This is a genomic window from Rhodococcus sp. PSi06, assembly GCF_054960675.1.
In genome coordinates this window covers 180539-202214 of sequence record NZ_JBHNYO010000009.1, presented here as the reverse complement: position 1 = coordinate 202214, position 21676 = coordinate 180539, and the positions used below count along the sequence as shown (strand labels likewise).

Below are 21676 nucleotides of genomic sequence, written 5' to 3'. Positions count from 1 at the left end.
TCAGGCGTTGGCCTCGCGGGGTGCGTGTCCGAGCGCAACCGACAACTTCTCCACCAGCCCGATCGCGGCATCGGCGATCACGGTGCCGGGAGGGAAGATCGCTGCGGCACCAGCCGCATACAGCTCGTCGAAGTCGCCGGGCGGGATGACTCCGCCGACGACGATCATGATGTCGCTGCGGCCGACGTCGGCCAACGCCTGACGCAGGGCAGGCACCAGCGTCAGGTGGCCTGCGGCCAGAGACGACACGCCGACCACGTGGACGTCGTTGTCGGCGGCCTGTCGGGCCACCTCCTCCGGCGTCTGGAACAGCGGGCCGACGTCGACGTCGAAGCCGATGTCCGCAAATGCAGTTGCGATCACCTTCTGTCCGCGATCGTGTCCGTCCTGGCCCATCTTGCAGACCAGAACACGGGGCCTGCGGCCCTCGTCCTCGGCGAACTGCTCGACCAGCGTGGTGGCGCGGGTGATGTTGTCCGATTTACCTGCCTCGTCGCGGTACACACCACTGATTGTCCGGATTTCGGCCTGGTGGCGCCCGTAGACCTTCTCCAGGGCGTCGGAGATCTCCCCGACGGTGGCCATCTTGCGGGCGGCATCGATGGCGAGAGCGAGCAGATTGTTCTCCATGCCAGGCTGGTCCGACGCCGCCGCCCGGGTCAGGTTGGCCAGTGCCGCCTCGACCTCGGCGGTGTCTCGCTCGGCCCGCAGTCGCTCGAGCTTCTCGATCTGCTCTCGCCGCACCTTCGAGTTCTCGACCTTGAGCACCTCGATTGTGTCCGGCTCGTCGGGCACGTACTTGTTGACGCCCACCAGCGGCTGGCGTCCGGAATCGATACGCGCCTGGGTGCGCGCCGCCGCTTCCTCGATACGCAGCTTCGGGATTCCCTCTCCGATGGCCTGCGCCATGCCGCCCGCTTCTTCGACCTCGGCGATGTGTGCGCGAGCGCGGTTCGCGAGCTGATGGGTGAGCCACTCGACGTAGTGCGAGCCACCCCACGGGTCGATCGGCCGCACGGTGTTGGATTCCTGCGCGATGAGCAGCTGGGTGTTGCGCGCGATCCGGGCCGAGAAGTCGGTCGGCAGCGCCAATGCTTCGTCGAGCGCGTTGGTGTGCAGGGACTGTGTATGGCCCTGGGTCGCGGCCATGGCTTCGACGCAGGTACGCGCGACGTTGTTGAACACGTCCTGTGCCGTCAGCGACCAACCCGACGTCTGTGAATGCGTGCGCAGCGAACGAGATTTGGCACTCTTGGGCTCGAACTGCTGAACGAGCTCGGCCCAGAGCAGACGACCGGCACGCAGCTTGGCGACCTCCATGAAGAAGTTCATTCCGATGGCCCAGAAGAAGGACAGTCGCGGTGCGAACGTGTCGATGTCCATGCCTGCGTCCAGACCGGCCCGGATGTACTCGACACCGTCGGCAAGGGTGTAGGCGAGTTCGAGATCGGCTGTGGCACCGGCTTCTTGGATGTGGTAGCCGGAGATGGAGATCGAGTTGTACTTGGGCATCTTCTCGCTGGTGTACGCGAAGATGTCCGAGATGATGCGCATCGACGGTTTCGGCGGGTAGATGTAGGTGTTGCGCACCATGAACTCTTTGAGAATGTCGTTCTGAATGGTGCCCGCGAGCTTCTCCGGCCCGACGCCCTGCTCCTCGGCCGCCGCGACGTACAGCGCCAGAATCGGCAGCACGGCGCCGTTCATCGTCATCGAGACAGAGACGCTGCCGAGGTCGATGCCGTCGAACAGTTGCCGCATGTCGTAGATGGAATCGATGGCCACTCCGGCCATTCCGACGTCGCCCTGCACCCGTGGGTGATCGGAGTCGTAGCCCCGGTGGGTGGCGAGGTCGAAAGCGACCGACAGGCCCTTCTGGCCGGCCGCGAGGTTGCGGCGGTAGAAGGCGTTGGATTCGGCTGCGGTGGAGAAGCCTGCGTACTGACGAATGGTCCACGGCTGGTTGACGTACATCGTGGGATACGGTCCGCGCAGAAACGGCGGGGCACCCGGGTAGCTGTGCAGCGGATAGCCTTCGGCCTCTGCTGCGTCACGATCCGCCTCGGTGAACACCGGCTTGACGTCGATGCCCTCGGGGGTGGACCACACCACCTGCTCGGGTGTGTAGAAGTTGGCCTTTGCGCCCTGTTCCACGTGCGCGGCCACGTCCTCGGCCGACGGCGGCGACGGCGTCGGCTCGTCGGGATCGATCAGTGGTACATCGGCGAAACTGCCGATGGTGTGCGAGGTTCGGTTCGCGTCGGTACTCACTTCGAGGCTCCCAGCGTGTCGAGAAGTTCGGTCAGCACAGCGACGGCGTCGACCTTGGCGGTCAGGAATCCATCGGGACGAGACGTGCCTTCGATGCCGGCGAAGACCTTCTCGGGCCCGGCCAGCAGAACCTGCGAAACACCTGCGGCGCGCGCTGCGTCGACGGCAGTGGACGCCTCGTCGGCGTATCTCTTGTCGGTTCCGCACACCACGGAAATCGCAGCACCGGACGCCTCGACTGCTGCGGAGATTCCGTCCACCGTCAGCGGACCCGGGTTGATCGCCTCGATTCCGCCCGAGGCCAGCAGGTTCGATGCGAACGTCGTTCGGACGTTGTGCTCGGCGACGCTTCCCAGCGGTATCAGGAGCACGGTGGGCCGTGAATCATGTTCGGCGAGAAAAGCATCCGATCTATCGCGGAGCGTTTCGAAAGCCCGACCGTATCGGTACACCGAACCCTGCCGGGCTGTTTGCTCGGGCGTCAGCGGAGCCTCGGCCAGGTTGGGAAATTCGTTGACACCGGTCAGCGGGGTGAGCCGGTGGGCGATGTCGGAATCGCGCTCGGCGCGAGTCTTCTCTATCGCCGCCACGAGCGAACCGTCGTCGACGGCCGCGCGGAATCCACCCGACGCTTCGACGGTCTGGAAGAACTCCCAGGCCTTCGCGGCGACCGCTGCCGTCAGTTCCTCGATGTACCAGGACCCCGCGCCGGGATCCAGCACCCGGCCGAGATGGGCTTCTTCGAGCAGAAGCAGTTGAGTGTTCCTGGCTATGCGGGCGGCGAATGTCTTCGACACCCCCGCTGCTCCCCCGTCGAGCGCGGCATCGAACGGCAGCACCGTCACCGCGTCCGCACCGCCCACTCCGGCACCGAACGACGCGAGGGTGGTCCGCAGCATGTTCACCCACGGATCTCGTTGCGACATCATCGCTTCCGAGGTCACCGCATGCTGTGGCGCATCACCGGCGTCCGGCGCTCCGCATACCTGCGCGACGCGCGCCCACAGCGTGCGAGCGGCCCGGAACTTGGCGATGGTCTGGAACTGGTCGTCCGTGGCGGCGAACCGGAATTCGATCTGGCGAAGAGCATCCGAGACGCCGACACCCGCGTTCGTCATGGACCGGACGTACTCGAGACCTGCCGCGATCGACGCACCGAGTTCTTGGGCGTCGCCGGAGCCGAGATTGTGGAACACGGTGCCGTCGACGGTAAACGTTCGGACGGTCTCGGCGCGGCCGATCGACCGGCGGACCAGCTCGAGCGCCTCGGTCATCTCGATCGATTCGGCTTCGCTCAACTGTGCTGTGAGGGTGGACACCCCGAGTCGAATGTCGACTGCGGCGCGATCGTCGATGTCGGCCGATTCGAGAATCGAGAACAACGCGGCGGCCGCTGCGGCTGCATCGCCGCCGGCATCGATCGTGAGCGGTGCGAGCTCGAGGAACACACCGCGCAATGCCTCCGCCAGTGCAGCCGGGGCGACTCCGTGGCCGCCGACCGTCAACCACAGAGCGCTGGTGCCGTTGGACAGCGAGTCGAGAATCTGGGTGTTGAGAACGGACGGTTCTCCGTCGGCTGCGTCACGGGCGGTCGAACCGTGCCGAGTGCACACCTTCCACCCTGCATTGACGTCGCGATGGGGATCACGACCCCGTAGGTACGGAAACTGGCCCGGCAGAGGTCCTTCCGGTCGTTCGTCGAACGCTGTGTACAACGGGGAGACGGTGATCCCGTCATAGGTGGTGGAATCGAGAAGATGTTCGGGATCGGCGGGCAGATCTGCCACCTCGACCCTGCGAGATTTGGCCAACACACCGGCCACTGACTTCTGCCACGCCGCATGAGCACTGCGTGCGGCATCTTCGTGCGACGCGATGGACACGTGTGCTGCTCCCTCGGTTCGGCGGGCAGTTCCACACCCGACTTGAAGTGATGCTAACCCCACTTCATTGCAGGTTATCGTGAGGATCACCTCACCTTCGGTGGTACCGGCCGGTCGTCGTACTTCGAGTTGGCGACCGTGTCATCTTGCGCCGGTACGCTGGCCTCTCGTGACCCGGCACCTGCGCGACCTCCGACTGATCGCGCTGGTGGGAGTGATCGTCGTCTTCGCCATCGTGGCCGTTCTCGCGCCGCACCCGAGCGTCGAACAGATTCGACAGTGGGGCGCAGCTGTCGGGCCGGCATTTCCCCTCGTCTTCTTCGCCGTGCATGCGATCGTGACCGTCGCGCCGGTCCCCAGAACCCTGTTCACACTCAGTGCCGGAGTTCTGTTCGGTCCGCTGACCGGTGTGGCCGTCACTATCGGCGCATCGACGGTCAGCGCGATCCTGGCTCTGTTGCTGGTCCGTGCGATCGGGCGTGAAGCGGTGGCCGCTCGACTGTCGCATTCGGCCCTGGACTCGATCGACGACAGCCTTCGCCGCAGGGGCTGGCTGGCCGTCGGCTCGCTTCGCCTGATCGCCCCGGTGCCGTTCTCGTTGGTCAACTATGCGTGCGGTGTCTCGGCGGTGCGGCCGGTGCCGTTCGCTGTGGCGACCGCGGTCGGCATGCTGCCGGGCACGCTCGGGATCGTCGTGATCGGCGGTGCCATCGGAGGTGACACGCATCCGCTGCTGCTGGTGCTGTCCGCTGTCTGCATCGCGATCGGACTCAGTGGCCTGGTGGTCGACTGGCGACTCTCGCGCGGCGCGACCTCCGAGAGCGAGGTCGGGTCCGCCGACGATCGACAGGGCAGGAAGCTTGACTCCGACGGATCAAGCCTTGAAGCTTGACTAGGTGAAATCAACGATCTAGCCTTGTCGAATGTTCGTTCTGACCGTGGACCAGCGGCGCAGTAGACGCGATATCGATCGGGTGCCCGAGCTGCTCGACCGTTATCGCGACCACGGACTGATCCGACCTTTCGATCGCACCGCAGGTGACGAAGTCCAAGCCGTGTGCGAGCACGCGCCCACCGTCGTCGCCATCACGCTCGAACTGGTGTCCACGCCGCAGTGGAGCGTAGGAATCGGCATCGGGTCCGTCGAGCTTCCTCTACCGGAAACCACGCGCGCAGGGCGTGGCCCGGCGTTCGAGGCAGCTCGAGACGCCGTGACCAGAGCCAAGGGCACCCCCGCCGCACTCGCCGTCTCCGGCCCCGAAACCACAGCCGCCGAAGATGCGGAGACGGCACTGACCCTCGTGGCCCTCCTGATCGGCCGCCGCTCGGACCACGGCCGCGAAGCGGTTGCACTCGTGGCCGGCGGGTTGTCGCAGACCGACGCGGCAGAGCGGTTGAAGATCAGCAAGCAGGCGATGTCGCAACGGCTCTCGGTCGCCGGCTGGCATGTGGAGAACGCCGGCCGCGTCCTGGCAACGCGATTGCTCGACGCCGCGAACACAACAGGAAGTCACCGGACATGATCGTCGTCACCCTCGTTCTCCTGGCGCTGACTGCACTCGTCGCCGTCATCCCCGCCGGGACCGGCGTCCGTCGGTGGCTGCCCACCGCGGCCGCATCGGCTCTGCTCGCAGTGGCAGCAGTACTGGCGATCGTGGCCGGTCCGGCCCTCGGTGTCGGCCACGCAGCAGGAACAGTCCTCAGCGTCGTCGCCGCGGCCCTGGGCGGTACCGCAACGGTGCCGACCGTGTTCGCCATCGCACGACGACGCAGAGACTCGACCGGAGATGATCCGGTCGAGCCTCTGCGCGGTGGACTGACGATCGGCGTCCTCGAACGCGTGGCGGTGGCCGTGTCGATACTCGCCGGATGGCCAGAAGGTATCGCCATCGTCCTGGCGGTCAAGGGGCTTGCCCGCTACCCAGAACTGCGCGAGTCCCACGCGTCCGAACAGTTCATCATCGGAACGTTCGCCAGCGTCCTGTGGGCCTTGGCCGCAGCCGGGGTGGGCACGGCCCTGGGTAGCTGATCGACTACGGGCTCAGCGCTGCTCCGCCTCCGGCTCCGGTGATGCGGACAACGCGCCGATGTCAATACCCTTGGACAGTTCGGGTGCCGCGGCCAACGACGTGTCGACCGGCTTGCGAGCCACTGCCTCCGCTGCCTTGACCGCCTCGGCAACCGCCGGATCGGTCTTGGTCTCGAACCATTCGGCAACCTCGTCCGAATCGTCCTCGGGCTTGGGCTCGTTGCCTGCAGACTCGTTCGGCTCGTACCGGAACACGCCGTCCTCGCCCGGAGCACCGAGGGTTTTCGCGAATCCCTTCAGCGCATCGCCGAAATCGCTCGGGATCATCCACACCTTGTTGGCGTCGCCCTGAGCCATCTGCGGAAGCGTCTGCATGTACTGGTAGGCCAGCAGCTCGGGCGTAGGCTTGCCGGCCTTGATGGCACCGAACACCTTCTCGATGGCTTTGGCCTGGCCCTGAGCTTCGAGGTACTTCGCGGCTCGGTCGCCCTGCGCCCGCAGGATGCGAGACTGCCGCTCACCCTCTGCGGTCAGGATGGCCGCCTGCTTGCCACCTTCCGCTGCGAGGATCCGGCTTTGCTTGTCACCCTCGGCAGTCTTGATCGCCGATTCACGATGGCCTTCGGCAGTGAGGATGGTCGCTCGCTTCTCGCGATCGGCCTTCATCTGCTTCTCCATCGACTCCTGGATCGAGGGCGGCGGATCGATACTCTTGAGCTCGACTCGGGCGACACGCAGTCCCCAGCGTCCGGTCGCTTCGTCCAGCACGACGCGAAGCTGGCCGTTGATCGAATCACGCGAGGTGAGCGTCTCTTCCAACGTCATTCCGCCCACGACGTTTCGCAGCGTGGTCGTCGTCAACTGCTCGACACCGACGATGTAGTTGTTGATCTCGTACACGGCCGACTGCGGATTCGTCACCTGGAAATAGACGACGGTGTCGATCGACACCGTCAGGTTGTCCTTGGTGATCACCGGCTGCGGGGGAAACGACACGACTCGCTCGCGCAGGTCGACCTTGGCACGAATGCGGTCGACGAACGGTACGAGGAATGTGAGCTGACCGGACACGGTTCGCGTGTAGCGGCCGAGCCGCTCGATGACGGCTGCCTCGGCTTGCGGGACGATCGAGATGGACTTGGCCATCAACACCGCGACGAACGCGACGATGACAGCCAGTGCGATGAGTGCTTCCACGTAGCTACGGTCCCTTCCATACGACGGCGGTAGCGCCGTCAATTTCCATCACGGTCACGGTGGTCCCCGCGGCATAGACCTCGGTCTCGTCGAGCGGACGAGCGGTCCACACCTCACCACCGAGCTTGATCTGGCCTTCGTGTGCAGTGACCTGCTCGAGCACCACGGCACTCTTGCCGGTGAGTGCTGCCATGCCCATCGGCACATCGGGCGGATTCGCGAAGCGCCGCAACAGACTCGGTCGCAATCCGAGCACCAGTGCAAGCGACAGGACGCCGAAGACGATCGCGTCGGCCCACACCGGAAAATCCGTGAGCGCCGAAACACCGGCCGTGCCGAGGGCACCGCCGGCAATCATCAGAAGGAAGAAATCGCCCGTGAGCGCTTCGGCACCGGCGAGTACCACTGCCGCAATGAGCCATATGATCGCTGCCACAGCCTCCATCCAATCACGAATCGGACATTGCCCGCTGCGCCGCTGGACACAGCCCTACTCGGTCACGAAGTCGACCAATTGCTCGACAGCTCCGATCAACGGCGCTTCGAGATCCCGAAAGCTCGACACCGACGAATACACCCGACGCCACCCTTCCCGCGGACTACCCCATCCCAGCTCGCGACAGATGCCGGTCTTCCAGTCCTCACCCCGCGGAATCCTCGGCCACGCAGCAATCCCCACCGCAGACGGCTTGACCGCCTCCCAGACATCGATGAACGGGTGACCGGTGACCAACACGTGCTCACCCAGCGACGTCGTCAACTTGGACTCCTTCGATCCGGTCACCAGATGGTCCACCAGGACGCCGACGCGACGCCCGGGACCTGGACCGAAATCCGCCAACCGCTCCCCCAGATTGTCCAAGCCCTCGAGATGCTCGACGACCACTCCCTCCACGCGAAGATCGTGTCCCCACACACTTTCCACCAGGGCCGCGTCGTGCACCCCTTCGACCCAGATCCGACTCGCGCGAGCCGTCCGAGCCCGCAGTCCCTCGACTTTGGTGGATCCGGAGGCAGAGCGCGTCTGCTGCGGTGTCGCAGCCGCGGGCTTCGGACGAACCAGAGTCACCCGACGGCCGTCGATCAGGAAGGCCGCTTCCCGAAGGGCGAACAGACGCGTGGTGCGGGCACCGTCTTCGAGTCGAACGAAGTCTCCGTCGTAGGTGCGCTCGAAACCGACCACCGCACCGCAGTAGCCGGTTCCGGCATCCTCGACGACCAATCCGCGCTCGGCCGGAACCTCCGGTGCCGGCACTTTGCGCATCCGACTGTGCCCTTTGAGAATGTCTCCGCCGTACATGTCGTTCACGGCGCACAACGCTAGCGACAACGGTGCCGCGAGCACGGTTCGCCACGCCGACCTATGCTCGTGAGTCGTGTGTTCTTCGAGTGCAAGTCTTGCCCTGTGGGCCAGTTCCTGGCTGGCCGGTGCCGGCTCACCGGACGACGTCATCGACGCCATGTCCGAGTGGGCGCCGATGCACCTCGTGGGGGCGGGCGACGCGGAGGCGGCCGAGAGTTTCGGGCTGCAGCACCCGGGCTACGTCGAGGGAATCGCAGGCATGCTGCACGCGATCAGGGTGGCGGCGGGTACCGAGGCGCGCCATGCGATCGGGGACGACCGGGTACGTCTCGTCCTGCCCGCTCCCGGCGCGGTCGGCGGACTACCCGCGAACACAGAATTCTCGCGCGCTGCGCTGAGCACCGGCCACGCAGTGATCGTCGGCGCATCGGGCAGCCCCGGGATCGGATTGGTGCCCGTCGTCGAGGGACCGGACGTGCTGCGCTGGACTGTCTATTCCATCACCGTCCCCGAGCACGCGTACCGCGATCAGGGCCTGGGAGAGGCCGAATACGAGATGCGGGAGGCGGTCCGAGGCGCGGCGGACGCGCTGGCACAGATGCAGGCGCTCCCCACCCGAACCCTCGAATCCGACCCACGCACCCGAATCGCGTCGTTGATCGCCGACGCCGCGCGGCATCGCTATCCCGCCGACATGTCCGAGCGAGCGTTCCGGGTGCTCGAATCCGCCGACAGGGTGGCAGCAATTCTGACGGTGGCAGCCGAGTTCGCTCCGTCGGAAGCCCCTACTGCATCGGCAGCTGCGGCGCGTGAGGACCTGCTCAGACCTCTGTGGGCCGCTGTGCGTACTGCCCGCACCATCGCCGTCGCGACGAGCATCGAAGCGGCGATGCACTCCGCTTGATGCTTGACGGTCGTTCGACCGGGGACTATCTAGCTGCGGCCCCGGACGGCCGAGCGGGCCTCGTCGGTTGCTCGCAGCATCCGACGGCGCAACGATTTCCGTCCAGCGTCGAACCGTAGCCCGGTACCCGGCCCAGTCCGCGGCAATCGGCACCGAGGCGGTACTCGTCGACGAGCTCGCGAATCATCTTGGGGAAACGTGCATCCGACCCGGGAGTTCCGGCGCGGGCGAACGACATCCCGAGTTCGCGTGCCTTCTCCTCTGCCTCGGTGTCGAGATCCCATACGACTTCGAGATGGTCGGACACGAATCCGATCGGACACACGATCACCGCGTCGACAGATTGAGCCGAGAGCGCCTCGAGATGGTCACAGATGTCGGGATCCAGCCACGGAACCTGGGGCGGTCCCGATCGCGACTGCCACACCAGGTCGTAGTCCTCGACACCGGACGCCGCCGCAACGAGCCTCGAGGCCTCGGCCACCTGACGGCTGTACAGGTGACCGCCGTCCTCGGGCGGGCCGGCATTGGCGTCGGCGGCGGAGGGAATGGAGTGTGCCGTGAACACCAGACGTGCATCGGCACGGTGCTGTTCGGGAAGCGAAGCCCGGGCCGATGCAACGGCATCGGAGAAGGCGTCGACCATCAGCGGGTGGTCGTAGTACTGCCGGATCTTGAGCAGATGCGGTGCACCGTCGCCCACCGCGTCGCGAGCCCTGGCTATGTCCTCGTGATACTGCCTGCACCCGGAATAGCCGCCCCACGCGGACGTCGGGAACACCAGGGCGTTGCCGATCCCGTCCGACTTCATGGTGGCAACGGTGTCCTCGATCATTGGATGCCAGTTGCGGTTTCCGAAATAGATCGGCAATTCGATTCCGGCCGAATCGAACTCGGCCTGCAGCGCAGCGATGATGTCGCGATTGAGTTCGTTGATCGGTGACACGCCACCGAAATGCATGTAGTGCTCGACCACTGCGTCGAGACGCTCGGGCGGCACCCCGCGACCACGAGTGACGTTCTCGAGAAACGGGCGAACGTCGGCGGGCTTTTCCGGTCCGCCGAACGAGAGCACCAACAGTGCGTCGAAATCTCCAGGGGTGGTCATGAACCCATTGTGCCCCTGCCGCAGTGGGACACCGGCAGGGGCACGATCGACCATCGAAACCTTCGGTGAGCGAGCCCACGTCGGGTCTCGCTCACCGAAGGGTCACATGTTTTCGGGCAGGTACGTGTTGTGGCTGGCTCCACCGTCGACGTAGACGATGGAACCGGTTGTGCCGGGCAGCCAATCCGAGAGCAGAGCAACGATCGACTTCGCGACGACGGTCGGATCGTTGACGTCCCAGCCGATCGGGGCGGCACCGTCCCAGTACACATTGAGCTGGTCCATCTTGGTCGCATCACCGGTTGCGGTACCCGCGATGGCCTTGGCGGCAAGAGTCCTGATCGGCCCTGCTGCAACAAGATTGGAGCGGATGCCCTTGGCTGCGCCCACTTCCCGTGCCACGTAGCGGTTCACCGACTCGAGAGCTGCCTTGGCCACACCCATCCAGTTGTAGTACGGCATCGACGTCCGCGGATCGAAGTCCATTCCGACGATCGAGCCGCCCTCGTTCATGACCGGAAGCACGGCGCGCGCGAGAGATGCGTAACTCCAGGCCGAGATCTCGAATGCCTTCGCGGCGTCGGGGCCGGGGCCGTCGAGGAACGGCTTGGCGTCCGGTCCCATCAGGGTGCGGGGCGCGAACGCGATCGAGTGCAGTACGCCGTCGATGCCCTCGGGGGCGACTGCGCGCACTCGGTCTGCCAAGGCGGCGAGGTGCTCCTCGTTGGTGGCGTCGAGTTCGATCGCCGGGGGCACCTCCTTGGGGAGGCGCTGCGCGATGCGGTCGATGAGCCGAAGCCGATCGAAGCCGGTGATGATCACCTTGGCACCTTGCTCCTGTGCCATGGCTGCGGCGTGAAATGCGATCGACGCGTCGGTGATGATGCCGGTGATCAGAATGGTCTTGCCTTCGAGCAATCCGCCCATAGTGCTGTCTTCCTTAATTCGGAGGTGTACGTCTATCGAAATCGTTGTGCGAGCAGGACTTCAGTGCCCCATGCCCATGCCGCCGTCGACGGGAATGACAGCACCGGATACGTACGAGGAGTCCGGTCCGGCGAGGAAGCTGACGACTGCCGCGACGTCCTCGGGCTGACCGAGACGCTGGAGGGGGATGTACTCCTTCGCCTTGCCGCGCAGGTCGTCGGAGAGTTCCGCCGTCATGTCGGTTTCGATGAAACCCGGGGACACGACGTTCGCCGTGATGGACCGCGAACCGAGTTCCCTCGTGATCGATCGAGCCATTCCGATGACTCCCGCCTTGGATGCCGCGTAGTTGATCTGCCCCGGTCCACCGGCCATGGCCACAACGGAACTCAGGAAGATCATCCGGCCCCAGCGCGCACGCAGCATGGCACGGTTGGCGCGCTTGGCGACGCGGAAAGCTCCGGTGAGGTTGGCATCGATGACGCGCTGGAACTGTTCCTCGGTCATCCGCATCAGCAACGTGTCGTCGGTGATCCCCGCGTTGGCCACGAGTACCTCGACGGGACCCTGCTTGTCCTCGACCTCCTTGAAGGCCGCATCGACCGAATCGGAATCGGTGACGTCGCAGACGACCCCGAACAATCCGTCGGGAGCCCCGGATCCGCGGTGGGTGACGGCCACCTTGTGTCCGTCGGCACTGAGCCGTTGGGCGATGGCCAGACCGATACCCCGGTTACCTCCGGTGACGAGTACCGATCGCGCGATGAAGTCAGGTGTGGACATGCCTAGCAACCTATCTGTTCGTCCTGGAATGACAAAGCGAAACTTACTCGTGAGTAATAACAGCGATCACGGCAATCGTTGCCGCAGCACCAAAGCCGACCCCAAGCCCGAACTCACGAACAGGACGCCGAGGATCAGCCACGGCCGAGACGCATCTCCTCGGGTGATCTCGAATCCGATCTGTTCCTCGAGGGTGTCGTACACGTCGCGCAGGTCCTCGAGCGACGAGGCGGTGAAGAAGCTGCCTCCCGACAGTGTCGCGATCTCGCGCAGGGACGGGTCGTCGACGGGCACGGGCACTCGTTCCACCCCGCCCTCGTCCTCGATCTCGACCGAGCCGTAACTGGTGCCGAAGGAGATCGTCGAGATCGGTATGCCCTTGTCCTTGGCGGCGCGGGCTGCGGTGTAACCGCCACGCGGGTCGTCGAGATTCTGCGGCACTGTCTGCTTGCCGTCGGAGAGCAACACGATGCGAGCAGGTGGGGCCGCGTCACCGCCGCCGAGAATCGCTCCGAGAGTGTCGATCGACTGCAGTGAGGTGAAGATCGCCTCACCGGTGGCTGTCCGCTCGCTGAGCTGCAACTTGTCGATTGCAGACTTGGTGGCTTCGCGGTTGGCCGTGGGCGAGACCAGCACCGACGCGGTTCCGGCGAAGGCGACCAGACCGAGGTTGATTCCGGGCGTCAAACCGTCGGCGAAGGACTTCGCGGCCTCTTGAGCGGCTGCCAATCGAGTCGGCTCGACGTCGGTGGCCTCCATCGACAGAGAGACGTCGATGACGAGCATCACGGTGGCTCGGTTGCGCGGAACACGCTCGTCCGCCGTCGGACCCGCCATCGCGATCGTCAGAAACAGCAAACCGACCAACACCAGGGCGGTGGCGAGGTGTCGCAGTCGGTTCGGACGAGCGGGCGCAACGGACTCGAGTAGTTCCATGTTGGAGAACCGCAGTACGTGCTTCTGCTTGCGCCGCTGGATCCAGATGTAGCCGACCGTCAGCGCGATGACGACGACGAGGAATCCGAGCCACCACGGCGACGCGAAATCGGTCAGGCTCATCGCGTAGCCGTCCGAGCGGTGTTGGTGAAACCGGATCCGATGGTGTGCCTGCGCGCAGTAACGAACCGAACGATGTCGGCAATCCAATCACCGTCGGTGCGCAGCGTCAGCCGCGGTGCGCCGCACCGCCGCAGCGCCTTCTCCACGTCGTCGCGATGCGCCGCCGCGGCACGCGCGAAGTCCGCTCGCAGCCGAGGCGTCGTACTGAATTCGCGAGTCCGGCCGGATTCGGGATCGTGCAGCACCACGTCGCCGATGTCGGGTAGTTCGAGATCCCGGGGGTCGAGTACCTCCACCGCGAGCACATCGTGACGTGCCGAGATGGCGCGAAGCGACCGCTCCCAGTCGATGGGACCGAGGAAGTCGCTGATCACCACGGCCATTCCGCGACGGCGTTCCGGCCGGCGCAGCGCCTCGATGGCAGCGCGAAGATCGCCGCGTACGCCGTCGGCCGCCGAGGGTGTGGTGGCGATGGCGCGCAGCATCGACTGGGTATGCACCCGGCCGCCTCGAGCGGGAATTCGAGTGGTGCTCGATCCGGTGGCCACCACCGCACCGATCCGGTTGCCTCCCCCACCGGACAGATGCGTGATGGCGGCCGAGGCGGCGACGGCGAGATCACGCTTCTCACACCCGGTGGTCCCGAAATCCAGGCTGGCCGACAGGTCGACAACGAGCCAGGTCTCGAGCTCGCGATCGGCGACCGATTGGCGCACGTGCGGATGCGTCGTGCGCGCAGTGACCGACCAGTCCATCTGACGAACGTCGTCGCCGGGCTGGTACTCCCTGGCGTCCCCGGGCTCGGAACCAGGACCGGGAATCAGCCCGAGGTGGTCCCCGTGGAGTACGCCGTCCAGCCGTCGGCGCACCGTCAGTTCCAGCGTCCGCAATGCTGCCGCCAACTTCGGATCACGCAGCTCACCCGAACGGAACGACGGCGGCCGAGACACAACGGTTCGGCCCGCAGTCACGGGCGCGGTGTCGGATCCACTCACTGCCCCGGCGTACCGATCGTCGATCCGTCACCCGACGGCTTCTGGAACGACGGTGCCGGTTGGCCGTACTGACCGCCCTGTGGTTGCTGCGGAGATCCGGGCTGTTGCGGAGATCCGGACTGCTGCTGCGGTGGCGGCACCTGGCCCTGCCCGGGAAACTGGCCCTGCCCGGGAAACTGGCCGGGTGCCGGATAGGCACCCTGGGCCGGATACTGCCCCTGCGGACCCGCCTGACGTCCGTCGAAGTGCGGTCCGTCGGGGCCGCCGGCGTTGTTCTGCGGCACCGGAACCGCCTGCGGCGACACCTGGGGCAACCCGACGGTCTGCAGTATCCGAGAGATGACCGTCTCGGGGGTCACCTCGTCGGCAAGGGCGTCGTAGGACAACACCAGACGGTGCCGGAGCACATCGGGAATGACCTCGAGGACGTCCTGCGGGACCACGTAGTCACGCCCGCGTAGCAGAGCGAGCGCTCTGGACGCCGCGATGATTCCGAGAGTTGCACGGGGCGACGCGCCGTATGCGATCCAACTGGCGACATCGTCCAGCCCGAACTGCTCCGGGGTACGGGTGGCGGCGATGACGCGAACGACGTAATCGACGAGCGCGTGGTGCACGAACACCGAGCCGGCCAGATTCTGCAGCCGAACCAACTCGACCGGATCGAGGACCTGCTTGGGCTCGGGCGCCTTGATGCCCATGCGATAGACGATCTCGCGTTCTTCCTCGACCGTCGGGTAATCGACGACGATCTTGAACAGGAACCTGTCGCGCTGCGCCTCGGGAAGGGGATAGACGCCCTCGTTCTCGATCGGGTTCTGCGTTGCCATCACCAGGAACGGATCGGGCATCGGGAACGTCCTGCCACCGATGGTGACGTGTCGCTCGGCCATGACCTCGAGCAGAGCGGACTGCACCTTCGCCGGTGCACGGTTGATCTCGTCGGCCAGCACGAAGTTGGCCACCACCGGCCCGAGTTCGGTGTCGAACTCCTCGCGGCCCTGACGGTAGATCCTGGTTCCCACGAGGTCGGTGGGAACCAGATCGGGAGTGAACTGGACTCGGGAGAACGACCCGCCCACCACTCGCGCGAAAGTCTCGACGGCAAGTGTCTTGGCGACGCCCGGCACACCCTCGAGCAGGACGTGTCCGCGAGCGAGTAGGCCGACGAGAATGCGTTCGACCAAACGATCTTGACCGACGATGACGCGCTTGACCTCGAACACGGCCTTTTCGAGGAGCGCAACATCCTCGGCCAGGCCTGGGCTGTCCACCCGCTCGGGCTCCCCACCCTGTGGATCACGAGTCGAGGTCTCGACGCGAGCCGACTCCTCGTCGTTCGAAATCCGGCCGTCACGTGATGTCACCAAGAATTCACCGCTTTCAGTCGATCATCGTCGGGCGCGTGTCGACGCCGCCGCGATCAACTATTCCAGGTGATCGCCGACCGCGCCGAAACGCACCCCCGGCGCGAGGCCGGAATAGAGCCTGCGGAACCACTCGAGAAGCCGGAGTGGGGCCCGCGGAACGACTCGGGAAGCCGTAATGGAATCGGATCCTGCTCAGGACACCATGCGCACTGCATAGGGAGTCATGCCGCTGTATCGCACGTCGGACACCTTGACCACCGAGCCGGACTGGGGCGCTTCGAGCATCTTGCCGTCGCCGAGGTAGAGAGCGACGTGTTGGCTGGCGTTCGGGCCGTAGAAGATCATGTCGCCGCGCTTCATGTCCGAGGACGGCACCTGCTTGCCCGCCGTGTACTGATAGCCGGTGTAGTGGGGCAACGAGATTCCGAGTCCGGCGAACGCATAGATCATCAGGCCGGAGCAATCGAACCCGACCTTGTTGTAGTCGCCGTAGCTGTCTGCGACGCCGCCGTCCCGGATTCCCTTGGTCGGGCCGTTCTCGTCGCCGCCGCCCCACGAATACGGCACTCCCAGTTGACTCATGCCGCGGTCGATCGCCAATTCGACCGCCGCGCTTCCGGTGACCGACGGCGTCGTGGACGGCTTCGGTTTGGTGGGCTTGGTAGGTGTGGTGGGTTTGGTAGGCGTGGTCGAGGTCGAACTGTCGGAATCGGTCGCGGCGCTCGAATCCTCGTCCACGTCGACGTGCGAACGTTGGCCTTCGGCAATGGCTGCCGCACGCTGCTGGGCGGCGAGGTTGGCCGATACCCGGGCCGCTGCCTGCACTGCAGCTTCTCGGGCAGCCGCGGCGGCAGCAGCAACAGCTGCATCCTCGGCTGCCTTCTGGGTCTGCCAGTCGCCGTAGGCGGCGCGCTGATCCTGCAGGCCGGCGACATTGCTGCGCGCCGCATCGAGCTCGGTCTGGGCGGCGTCGCGCTGAGATTCGATCGCTGCCTTCTGATCGGCCTCGGCCTGCAGAGCAGCTTGCGCTTCGGCGATGGCCTGCTCGGCCTCGGCCTTCTTGGCCTCTGCCTCCGACGCTGCGGCGTCAGCCTGCTGCTTGGAATCCCGCGCAGCCGAATCGCGGTTCGCCTGTTCGGTTCGGGCTCGCTGGAGCCCGTCGAGCACCGCATTCTGACTGTTGGAGAGCACCTTCAGTACCTGAGCGCGATCCAAGACGTCGTCCGGGCCACTCGAACCGAGGAACGAGGCCATCGATGCGACACCCGAGCCCTGCGTGTAACTGGACTTCGCGAACTCGTCGAATTTGCGCTGGGCTGCCTGAATCTGAGTGCCGGCATCGGCGAGCGCCTGCTGTGCTGCACCGACAACCGCGGCAGCGACGTCCGCGGCGTCGCGCGCATTCTGAAGATCCACCAGCGCCTTGTTGACGCCTTCTCGCTTCGAGGCAACCTCGTCGTCGAGCCGAGCGAGTTGCTGGTTGGCCGACGCGATCGCGTCGATCAGCTGACCGACCTGGCCCAGGCGAGAATCGACTGCGCTTCCCGCGGCGGCGAGGTCGCTGTCCGACGGGTTGGGCGGCGGCGGTGGTACGGCGGCGGCAACTCCGGGAAGAGTTGCCATCAACGCCATGACGAGACCGGCACCAACCAGTACGAATCGGGTACGGACGAGCGCTCGGCGCCGGGTGGCGCGGACTGGACGTCGGCTCACAAATGTCTCCCTCGGGTCCGGCATTCAGTCAGGTCCGAGTCGAACCGTCGTGCCGCCGAAGTGCTTGCCGTTTCCACCCCGATCGCAGGAACGGTGAGCGCTGTCGCCGGGCGGGAAAGAAACACGCAGCGACACGACAGGTGCGAACCACGTCAGTCACACCCGAAGCAGTGGCCTCCCGAGTTCCCCACGGATGACACTCTGCCTTCTGCGACACTCCTTCCCCAGCAGTGCCAATGGCACCGTACGACACTTTGCACCCTAAAGAAACTCCAGTCACAAATGACACATTTGTAATTCGACCAGGCACAACGCCGTGAACTCGGGGTTTACCGAAAACAATTTTTCCGACTTTTTCGTCGGCCGCGGCCGTCTCGATCACGACCGCACGGAAGGTGTGGGCGTCAGTCACCCGAACGACGCGTGGACGCGTCGTGTCGATCGGCGTCGGAGTCGCGATTCGCGCTCTCCGCGTCCGTCGCCCGAGCCCGGTATCTGCGCGCCTTGACGACCGCAGTCAAGGTGGCCACAGCTGCGACGACGACGACAACTCCACCGGTGAGCAGACCCCACGGCGTCTGGTCCTCGACGAGGGTGTCGACGAAGTTGTCGGCGGCGACGATGTGGTTGCCGGTATAGGTGCGATCCTGACCGGCTTCGAGGGTCACCCGGCTGATGGAATCGCTGAACGTGCCGACTTGTCCGGGGCTCAGAACCAGTACGGTGCCACCCTCTCGGGCACCGACTGCGGTGGCGAGGTCACGCAACTGTGAGTCGTGACGCGGTTCGTTCGGCACGATCACGATGCTCAGGTCGATTCCGTGTTCTTCGGCCCGGGCCACCGCTGCGGACAATCCGTCTTCTTCCCCGGCGGGCGCACTCACACCGGACTCGTGGACCGTGGCGACAATGCTGTCGACATCCAGACCTGCCGGGATATCGGTGGCAAGCGGGGAAGCAGCGTAAATCGGCTCAGTCATCTCTCGTCCAGTCGGTAGGAACCCGTCGCGTCGAACCCTACGTCACAGCGCTGTCGATTCAGGGAAGGCCCGCACGCCCGAGTCAGGAACTGAGGCAGCCCTTCATTGCGTCGCGCGAAACACTGCGTGAGGATTGTGACGTGGGTCGATCTCTCGGCACCCGACGCGAAACCGACCCGCAAGTTTTCACAGGACAAGCGTACTGTTAGACTTCCATCGAGACATTGCCCGCGCGTTCGCAGGCCATCCGAAGACCGGATGTCATCGCCGAGACACACGGACGGTGCCTCGCTTCAACCGTCGACACAGCCCCGTCGGCGGTGTGCCTCATAGACGAGTGGAGCTGAAGTGACCGCAAGTAACAATTCATTCGGTGCAAAGGGCACCCTCGAAGTCGGAGAGAACTCCTACGAGATCTTCCGGCTGTCGGCCTTGCCCGGTGCCGAGAAACTGCCCTATGCACTGAAGGTCCTCGCGGAGAATCTCCTTCGCACCGAGGACGGTGCCAACATCACCGCCGACCATATTCGCTCGATCGCATCGTGGGATCCCGAGGCCGATCCGAGTATCGAAATTCAGTTCACCCCTGCACGAGTCATCATGCAGGACTTCACCGGCGTTCCGTGTGTCGTCGACCTCGCCACCATGCGTGAGGCCGTGACCACCCTCGGCGGCGACCCGAACAAGGTCAACCCCCTCTCCCCCGCCGACATGGTCATCGACCACTCGGTGATCCTCGATGTCTTCGGCCGCGCCGATGCCCTCGAACGCAACGTCGACCTCGAGTACGAGCGCAACGGCGAGCGTTACCAGTTCCTCCGTTGGGGCCAGGGAGCCTTCGACGACTTCAAGGTCGTCCCGCCCGGCATGGGCATCGTGCACCAGGTCAACATCGAGTACCTGGCTCCGACCGTGATGACCCGCAAGGGCCAGGCGTACCCCGACACCTGCGTCGGTACCGACTCGCACACGACGATGGTCAACGGCCTGGGCGTGCTCGGCTGGGGCGTCGGCGGAATCGAAGCCGAGGCAGCCATGCTCGGCCAGCCCGTCTCGATGCTCATCCCGCGCGTCGTCGGCTTCAAGCTCTCGGGCGAGATTCAGCCCGGCGTCACCGCAACCGACGTCGTTCTGACGGCCACCGAGATGCTGCGCAAGCACGGCGTCGTCGGAAAGTTCGTGGAGTTCTACGGCGAAGGTGTTGCCGAGGTCCCCCTCGCCAACCGCGCCACCCTCGGCAACATGAGCCCCGAATTCGGTTCTACAGCAGCCATTTTCCCGATCGACGAAGAGACGATCAACTACTTGCGCCTCACCGGCCGCAGCGACGAGCAGCTCGCCCTCGTCGAGGCGTACGCCAAGGAACAGGGCATGTGGCACGACCCGAAGAACGAGGCCGTGTACTCCGAGTACATCGAGCTCGACCTCAACACGGTCGTCCCGTCCATCGCGGGCCCGAAGCGCCCGCAGGACCGAATCCTGTTGTCCGAGTCCAAGGTTGCATTCCGCAAGGACATCCACAACTACGTGGAGGAGAACTACCCGACCGAGCACTCGCAGCTCGACGAGGCCGTCGAGGAGTCGTTCCCTGCGTCCGACCCCGCGACACTGTCCTTCGCCGACGACGGTGCAGTCGACGTGCGGTCGGCGGCGTACGGCTCCGAAGGCCGCCCGAGCAAGCCTGTTCGCGTCATCACCGACGAAGCGGGCGAGTTCGTTCTCGATCACGGTGCCGTCGTGGTGGCAGGCATCACGTCCTGCACCAACACCTCGAACCCGTCGGTGATGCTGGGCGCTGCACTGCTCGCTCGTAACGCCGTCGAAAAGGGTCTGTCCACCAAGCCGTGGGTCAAGACCAACATGGCTCCCGGTTCGCAGGTCGTCACCGACTACTACGAGAAGGCCGGCCTGTGGCCCTACCTCGAGAAGCTCGGCTACTTCCTGGGCGGCTATGGCTGCACCACCTGCATCGGCAACACCGGCCCGCTGCTCGAGCCGATCTCCAAGGCCATCAACGACAACGATCTCTCGGTCACCGCTGTGCTGTCGGGCAACCGCAACTTCGAGGGTCGCATCTCCCCCGACGTCAAGATGAACTACCTGGCTTCGCCGCCACTGGTCATCGCCTACGGCCTCGCGGGCACGATGGACTTCGACTTCGAGACCGACGCACTCGGCAACGATCACGAAGGAAACCCGGTCTACCTCAAGGACATCTGGCCGTCCTCGCAGGAGATCGAGGACACGATCAAGTCCTCTATCAGCCGGGACATGTTCAGCAAGTCCTACGAGACCATCTTCGCCGGCGACAGCCGGTGGCAGAACTTGTCGACCCCCGAGGGCGACACGTTCGCCTGGGATCCCAAGTCGACCTATGTGCGGAAGCCTCCGTACTTCGACGGCATGACGATGGACCCGGCTCCGGTCGAGGACATCAAGGGTGCACGCGTGCTGGCCCTGCTCGGTGATTCGGTCACCACCGACCACATCAGCCCGGCAGGCCCCATCAAGGCCGGTACCCCTGCCGCGCAGTACCTCGATTCGCACGGCGTCGAGCGCAAGGACTACAACTCGCTCGGATCGCGCCGCGGCAACCACGAGGTCATGATTCGCGGAACGTTCGCGAACATCCGTCTGAAGAACCAGCTGCTCGACGACGTCTCGGGTGGTTACACCCGGGACTTCACCCAGGACGGTGGACCGCAGTCGTTCATCTACGACGCGTCGCAGAACTACCAGGAGGCCGGCATCCCGCTGGTCGTGTTGGGTGGCAAGGAGTACGGCTCCGGAAGCTCCCGTGACTGGGCGGCCAAGGGCACGTCCCTGCTCGGCGTCAAGGCGGTCATCACCGAGTCGTTCGAGCGCATCCACCGCTCCAACCTCATCGGCATGGGCGTCGTTCCGCTGCAGTTCCCGGCCGGCGAGAGCGCTGCGTCGCTCAAGCTCGACGGCACCGAGACGTTCGACATCGTCGGGGTCGAGAAGCTGAACGAGGGCACCACCCCGAAGACGATGGCGGTGACCGCGACCAAGGAAGACGGAACCAAGGTCGAGTTCGACGCTGTCGTGCGTATCGATACCCCCGGTGAGGCGGACTACTACCGCAACGGCGGAATCCTGCAGTACGTCCTGCGCAACATGATCAGAGGCTAGT

18 protein-coding genes are annotated in these 21676 nt (G+C 65.2%); 5 read left to right on the top strand and 13 right to left on the bottom strand.

Annotated elements, in window-relative coordinates:
- Nucleotides 1-2271, bottom strand: coding sequence for a methylmalonyl-CoA mutase (scpA, locus tag ACFI9K_RS13950; protein ID WP_462664026.1), 2271 nt, complete (start codon nucleotides 2269-2271; stop codon nucleotides 1-3).
- The gene (gene mutA, locus ACFI9K_RS13945; protein WP_462664025.1) at nucleotides 2268-4154 is read right to left on the bottom strand and encodes a methylmalonyl-CoA mutase small subunit; all 1887 of its coding nucleotides are present in this window, start codon (nucleotides 4152-4154) and stop codon (nucleotides 2268-2270) included. Before mutA ends, scpA begins: the two co-directional genes overlap by 4 nt.
- A 169-nt stretch (nucleotides 4155-4323) precedes the next feature.
- Here mutA and ACFI9K_RS13940 point away from each other — a divergent pair, with 169 nt between their 5' ends.
- From ACFI9K_RS13940 to ACFI9K_RS13930, 3 genes are read left to right on the top strand one after another with little or no spacing between them, the layout of a single operon-like run.
- On the top strand, nucleotides 4324-5046 hold the full coding sequence (locus ACFI9K_RS13940; RefSeq protein WP_462664024.1) for a TVP38/TMEM64 family protein: 723 nt from the start codon (nucleotides 4324-4326) through the stop codon (nucleotides 5044-5046).
- A gap of 31 nt (nucleotides 5047-5077) precedes the next feature.
- The gene (locus ACFI9K_RS13935) at nucleotides 5078-5677 is read left to right on the top strand and encodes a hypothetical protein (protein WP_462664023.1); all 600 of its coding nucleotides are present in this window, start codon (nucleotides 5078-5080) and stop codon (nucleotides 5675-5677) included.
- A complete protein-coding gene (locus ACFI9K_RS13930) occupies nucleotides 5674-6183 on the top strand; it encodes a hypothetical protein (RefSeq protein WP_462664022.1) in 510 nt (169 codons plus the stop codon). Before ACFI9K_RS13935 ends, ACFI9K_RS13930 begins: the two co-directional genes overlap by 4 nt.
- A gap of 12 nt (nucleotides 6184-6195) precedes the next feature.
- On the opposite strand, the gene ACFI9K_RS13925 is transcribed toward ACFI9K_RS13930, so the two are convergent.
- Genes ACFI9K_RS13925 through ACFI9K_RS13915 form a run of 3 tightly spaced genes read right to left on the bottom strand, consistent with a single transcriptional unit; the run spans nucleotide 6196 to nucleotide 8680 of the window.
- Nucleotides 6196-7380 carry an SPFH domain-containing protein gene (locus ACFI9K_RS13925; RefSeq protein ID WP_462664021.1) on the bottom strand — a complete coding sequence of 395 codons (1185 nt, stop codon included), beginning with the start codon at nucleotides 7378-7380 and terminating at the stop codon, nucleotides 6196-6198.
- Nucleotides 7381-7384: 4 nt separating this feature from the next.
- On the bottom strand, nucleotides 7385-7816 hold the full coding sequence (locus tag ACFI9K_RS13920) for an NfeD family protein (RefSeq protein WP_462664019.1): 432 nt from the start codon (nucleotides 7814-7816) through the stop codon (nucleotides 7385-7387).
- A 54-nt stretch (nucleotides 7817-7870) separates the two neighbouring features.
- The gene (locus tag ACFI9K_RS13915; protein ID WP_462664079.1) at nucleotides 7871-8680 is read right to left on the bottom strand and encodes a DUF3097 domain-containing protein; all 810 of its coding nucleotides are present in this window, start codon (nucleotides 8678-8680) and stop codon (nucleotides 7871-7873) included.
- Nucleotides 8681-8756: 76 nt separating this feature from the next.
- Here ACFI9K_RS13915 and ACFI9K_RS13910 point away from each other — a divergent pair, with 76 nt between their 5' ends.
- Nucleotides 8757-9587, top strand: coding sequence for a hypothetical protein (locus ACFI9K_RS13910; RefSeq protein WP_462664018.1), 831 nt, complete (start codon nucleotides 8757-8759; stop codon nucleotides 9585-9587).
- A gap of 25 nt (nucleotides 9588-9612) precedes the next feature.
- On the opposite strand, the gene ACFI9K_RS13905 is transcribed toward ACFI9K_RS13910, so the two are convergent.
- The 8 genes from ACFI9K_RS13905 to ACFI9K_RS13870 all read right to left on the bottom strand — a co-directional run bounded on the left by ACFI9K_RS13905 (nucleotide 9613) and on the right by ACFI9K_RS13870 (nucleotide 18522).
- Nucleotides 9613-10695: a ferrochelatase gene (locus tag ACFI9K_RS13905; protein WP_462664017.1), complete on the bottom strand. Its 1083-nt coding sequence runs from the start codon at nucleotides 10693-10695 to the stop codon at nucleotides 9613-9615.
- 102 nt (nucleotides 10696-10797) lie between these two features.
- Entirely contained in the window at nucleotides 10798-11622 is an 825-nt protein-coding gene (gene inhA, locus ACFI9K_RS13900; protein ID WP_462664016.1) for an NADH-dependent enoyl-ACP reductase InhA, read from the bottom strand.
- A gap of 60 nt (nucleotides 11623-11682) precedes the next feature.
- On the bottom strand, nucleotides 11683-12405 hold the full coding sequence (gene fabG1 / locus ACFI9K_RS13895; RefSeq protein WP_462664015.1) for a 3-oxoacyl-ACP reductase FabG1: 723 nt from the start codon (nucleotides 12403-12405) through the stop codon (nucleotides 11683-11685).
- Between the two features lie 66 nt (nucleotides 12406-12471).
- A complete protein-coding gene (locus ACFI9K_RS13890) occupies nucleotides 12472-13464 on the bottom strand; it encodes a VWA domain-containing protein (RefSeq protein ID WP_462664014.1) in 993 nt (330 codons plus the stop codon).
- Nucleotides 13461-14459, bottom strand: coding sequence for a DUF58 domain-containing protein (locus ACFI9K_RS13885; protein WP_462664013.1), 999 nt, complete (start codon nucleotides 14457-14459; stop codon nucleotides 13461-13463). The genes ACFI9K_RS13890 and ACFI9K_RS13885 overlap by 4 nt, the downstream gene beginning before the upstream one ends.
- Nucleotides 14456-15733 carry an AAA family ATPase gene (locus tag ACFI9K_RS13880; protein WP_462664078.1) on the bottom strand — a complete coding sequence of 426 codons (1278 nt, stop codon included), beginning with the start codon at nucleotides 15731-15733 and terminating at the stop codon, nucleotides 14456-14458. Before ACFI9K_RS13880 ends, ACFI9K_RS13885 begins: the two co-directional genes overlap by 4 nt.
- Before the next feature lie 288 nt (nucleotides 15734-16021).
- Nucleotides 16022-17566 carry an NlpC/P60 family protein gene (locus ACFI9K_RS13875; protein WP_462664012.1) on the bottom strand — a complete coding sequence of 515 codons (1545 nt, stop codon included), beginning with the start codon at nucleotides 17564-17566 and terminating at the stop codon, nucleotides 16022-16024.
- Between the two features lie 380 nt (nucleotides 17567-17946).
- Complete coding sequence (locus ACFI9K_RS13870; RefSeq protein ID WP_462664011.1) at nucleotides 17947-18522, bottom strand: Rv1476 family membrane protein; 576 nt, start codon at nucleotides 18520-18522, stop codon at nucleotides 17947-17949.
- Between the two features lie 348 nt (nucleotides 18523-18870).
- Between ACFI9K_RS13870 and acnA the strand changes: the two genes are divergently transcribed.
- Complete coding sequence (gene acnA, locus ACFI9K_RS13865; RefSeq protein ID WP_462664010.1) at nucleotides 18871-21675, top strand: aconitate hydratase AcnA; 2805 nt, start codon at nucleotides 18871-18873, stop codon at nucleotides 21673-21675.
- Nucleotide 21676: the final 1 nt, after the last annotated feature.